A 449-nucleotide genomic window follows, 5' to 3' on the forward strand; every position below is an offset into this window, starting at 1 on the left:
TCTTCGAAGTCAGCTTTATCGGCTTTAGTTTCGATTGCTGCTGTGTTGGCATCAATATCTTTACGGTTGGCTTCCAAAGCCTCAGTTGCTTTCAGACCTGCTTGTGCCAAGTCAACGATGTCTTTATCCAAGCTGGCAATCGCATTATTGAAGCCTTCGTTAGCTTCTTTTTGCTCTTCCAATGCTGCTTTATTAGCATTTACATCTGCGCTGATGGCGTTAACAACTTCTGCAGTTTTTACCAATGCTTCGCTGTTGTCGTTGACGGTTTCAGTCAAGTCACCCAATGCCTCATCGTGTGCAGCTACAACTTCTTTCAAACCCAATCCGCCAAAGCCGTCAGCTTCAACATCTGCTTGTGTAGCTTCACGGACGGTTTTGCTGCCATCTTCATTAGTAGCGACGAAGTTGCTGCCGGCAGCAAAGCCATTAACTGCCTGCTCCAGCTC

Annotated in this window: 1 pseudogene; it reads right to left on the bottom strand. The window is 46.8% G+C overall.

The annotated features are described in order from the left end of the window. A pseudogene (locus ACTHUR_RS20790) lies at window positions 1-449 on the bottom strand (outer membrane insertion C- signal); the annotation flags it as partial.

The sequence above is a fragment of the Neisseria sp. P0021.S007 genome (assembly GCF_051956855.1).